Annotated in this window: 4 protein-coding genes; 1 reads left to right on the forward strand and 3 read right to left on the reverse strand. The window is 40.1% G+C overall.

The window, feature by feature from the left end:
* Positions 1–131 precede the first annotated feature (131 nt).
* The 3 genes from IM477_RS11705 to IM477_RS11715 are packed head-to-tail and all read right to left on the reverse strand — an operon-like array spanning position 132 to position 2,444.
* The gene (locus IM477_RS11705) at positions 132–473 is read right to left on the reverse strand and encodes a TIGR03792 family protein (protein WP_287731828.1); all 342 of its coding nucleotides are present in this window, start codon (positions 471–473) and stop codon (positions 132–134) included.
* Positions 474–485: 12 nt separating this feature from the next.
* Entirely contained in the window at positions 486–1,373 is an 888-nt protein-coding gene (locus tag IM477_RS11710) for a ParA family protein (protein WP_287731829.1), read from the reverse strand.
* Between the two features lie 15 nt (positions 1,374–1,388).
* Positions 1,389–2,444 carry a metallophosphoesterase family protein gene (locus IM477_RS11715; RefSeq protein WP_287731830.1) on the reverse strand — a complete coding sequence of 352 codons (1,056 nt, stop codon included), beginning with the start codon at positions 2,442–2,444 and terminating at the stop codon, positions 1,389–1,391.
* 107 nt (positions 2,445–2,551) lie between these two features.
* On the opposite strand from IM477_RS11715, the gene IM477_RS11720 reads away from it, so the two are divergent.
* Positions 2,552–3,022 (forward strand): pyroglutamyl-peptidase I family protein, encoded by a 471-nt coding sequence (locus IM477_RS11720; RefSeq protein WP_002764001.1) that lies wholly within the window; start codon positions 2,552–2,554, stop codon positions 3,020–3,022.
* Positions 3,023–3,203: the final 181 nt, after the last annotated feature.

Raw genomic sequence — 3,203 nt, forward strand, 5'->3', positions numbered from 1 at the left:
CCAATCCCCGCTTGGGATTTACTTCGAGAAGCCCAAAATCGCTGAAACCCAGATATATCAAGGAAAATCATAAATCGAGGTTAACCCTTTGTCCCGTAATGGTTTGAGCCTTTTTTGCTGACCGAAAACGCCTAAGTCCCCATAGAGCCTAAATTGTTCTGAAAATTTTCTCGAAATTTTCTGACCTGAAATTCCTTGACTTTGAGTAATTGATAATTATCTTTTCCCATGGCTAGGGAAAATTTGGCTTCGGTGTCATCAAGTAAATTTTTGGAGATAGCTTTCCACTGTTCTTGTGTTTGCCAATGGACAACGATAATTAATTCTTCCTCGATGGCGGGATTAATCCAAAGCTCCTTACCTAAAAAACCAGGTTGTTTTGCTAAAAACTTTGTCCAAATTTCTTGATCTTTTTGGATAAATTTTTCCCTAGCTTCGGGTTTAACTTGAAATTCTAACCACTCAATGACCATAGTAATTATCTCCTATTTTTTGGTTTTCATCAAGAATTCTTCTGTGAGTTTCATAAAAGCTTTGGAACCACTAGAAGAGGGCATAGCTGCCACCACAGGCACGAACATATCAACAGCTTTAGCTACATTAACATCCATAGGAATCGCATTAGCAAAAATTTGATGGGCTTGAAAATCCTGTTGTACCCGGCGCATGACTTGATTATAGTAGCGACTGAGTAAACCACCACCGGAAAGAATAAAAACTATACCGAGTAAACCGGGGTTAATCGGTTCGGTTTCTTGATGACTAGCTTTCAGTTTAACTATTCTTCTTTCTAATAGCTGAATGCCGACAATTGATAAAGGTTCGGGACGGGCAGGTAGTAAATAAAAATGACTGCTACATAGACCACTCCGAGTTAAAAGATTATAGCCCGGAGCGCAATCCATGATAATATAATCGTAACGGTCTTGAATGGGATCAATGATTTTTTGAATTAAGATTCTTTCCAGGTTATTCCAAGCATGATCAAAGCCTAAATCTTCCTGTAAAATTGCTTGGTGGTGCAGGGTTTCTGAGACGACATATTCATCATAAAGTTCGATGTCTCCCGGCAGTAAATCTAAGCCTTGTATTTCACAGACTGAAGGGACAATAATATCATCAATAGTTAATTTATTGTAGGGATTGGGTTTGATAATTGCTTCTAATAAATAGCTTAAAGTGCGTTTTTTGCGACGCAGTTGAGCGAATTCGTGGGGAGACATTAAGCTAAGAGTCGCACTGATTTGAGCGTCTAAATCGAGGACAAGGACTCGTTTTTGCTGAAATTTAGCTAAACAGGTGGCAAGGTTGACGGTAAGGGTAGTTTTTCCTACTCCTCCTTTCATATTAACGGTGCTGATGACAGTGGCCATTAGGGGAATTCCTTTCTAGTTAACCGATGGAATATCTCGACGTAAAACCTGCCCGTTGGGAGCCATAATCAAAGGAGGTAAACTGGTAATATTGATCGCCTCTTGGGTTTTCATGTCGTAGGTGGTGTAAACTGTTTCCTGTTGATTGGGATTAATATCGACAATTGTTAGGGTTTTTCTGGGCGCTTGTTCACTGTTCAATAACCGTCGCGGTCCACTGCCTAAAGCTCCCGCGTGTAATAATTGTAATTGCCCCCGTTTACCCGGATAGTAAGCGTGAGCGTGGCCACTAATATAAGTATGCACCTGATGGCCCTCTAAAAACGCTCTTAATTTCTCGGCATCGGCTAAATAATCCCCCGGTCGATTTCTGCCCACGGCAATACCGTAGAGGGGTAAATGACCGATTACTAGCCGCATTTTAGCATTTTTAGCGTCGCTACTACTCAAGTTTTTTGCTGCCCAATTTAGTTGTTCCTGAGAGATTAAATGAGTGGAGGCATCCCAAACTAGATAGAATATACCATTTTGAGTGAAAGTATAATAAAAAGGAAAGCCGGTTTTATCGATAAAATTTAAACTTGTATCATGTTGGGGGTTTTGCCAATAATCTTGGGCTAATTGTCTCTCTTTAGCATAGATAAATTTTCCTGCCGATAAAGCTCCAGAAGCGTCATGATTACCGATGGTAAAACCAAAAGGTATTTTAGCAGCTCGCAGGGGCGCGGCGATATGGCGATCAAAGGCTGACCACATGGCGTTAATTGCTGCCTCTGTCAAGCTGCTTTTTTGTCCTGCCACCATGTCGCCACCACAGAGGACCAGATCGGGTTTATTATTGATAATTAAAGGGATAGCTCGATCGATTTCGGGATCGTAAGTTGTGGAACCGTATTGACTATTAAGGTCACTAATCACAATTATCTTGACTTTTTTCGCCTTTTGTGCTTGTTTAACAGCCGACTCAGGGGGATTTTTGGAAGTAACAGGCTGTAAAATTTGATGAGCGCAAGCTACCAAGCTAAAACCGCCTAAACTGCCACTGATCAGCAAAAATTTACGGCGTTGCATAGGATATAAATCTCGTCTTTAATTGAGGTCACGTCAGTTATTGTAGCAATTTTTGTCCCCTCGATCGCTTTTTTGTTGATCATCCCAATTAACTATCAGGAGATAACTTGACAATTCTCTTAACTTCTTTTGCGCCTTGGTTATGCCATCACCGGAGTAATTCCTCCGATGATTTGTTAGTATCCATTCAAGATAATTATCCAAAAAAGCTTTTATTTTTGCGTCAACTTCCCGTTAATACCCATCGAGCCAGTGAACGAGTTATCAAAGCTATTCAAGACAAAAAGCCTGATTTCGTTATTTGTTGTGGCATGGCAGAAAGTCGTTATCGTTTAAGTTTAGAATCTCAGGCTAGGAGTAGCACAAAAAAGTTATTTACACCAATTCCTCTTAAGGATTTTGTCAAAGAGCTTGCCTATAGCTATATCAGCGATAATGCCGGTCAGTTTGTCTGCGAAGAATTATATTTTCAAATCTTAAAACATCATCCGAGAGCTTTATTCGTTCATGTGCCGCTTTTAACTGACAAAAATTTTGCCATTATTCAAAGAGATTTTCAAAAAATTATCAGTAAGTAGGGTTTGCTGAAAAAGTTTTTCCTAGGGGCAGGGTGTGGGGTGTAGGGTTTTACCCATTTTCAGGTGGTCAACTACCTAATTTTCAGGGAAAAAGTACCTGATACTAAATCCGTTGAGTATAGGCTAGTTATGAGAAGAGGCACTCATGCAAGAGGCACTCATGCAAAGGGGAGAATAAATA

This window comes from Microcystis sp. M090S1, from assembly GCF_020246295.1.
Lineage (GTDB): Bacteria > Cyanobacteriota > Cyanobacteriia > Cyanobacteriales > Microcystaceae > Microcystis > Microcystis aeruginosa.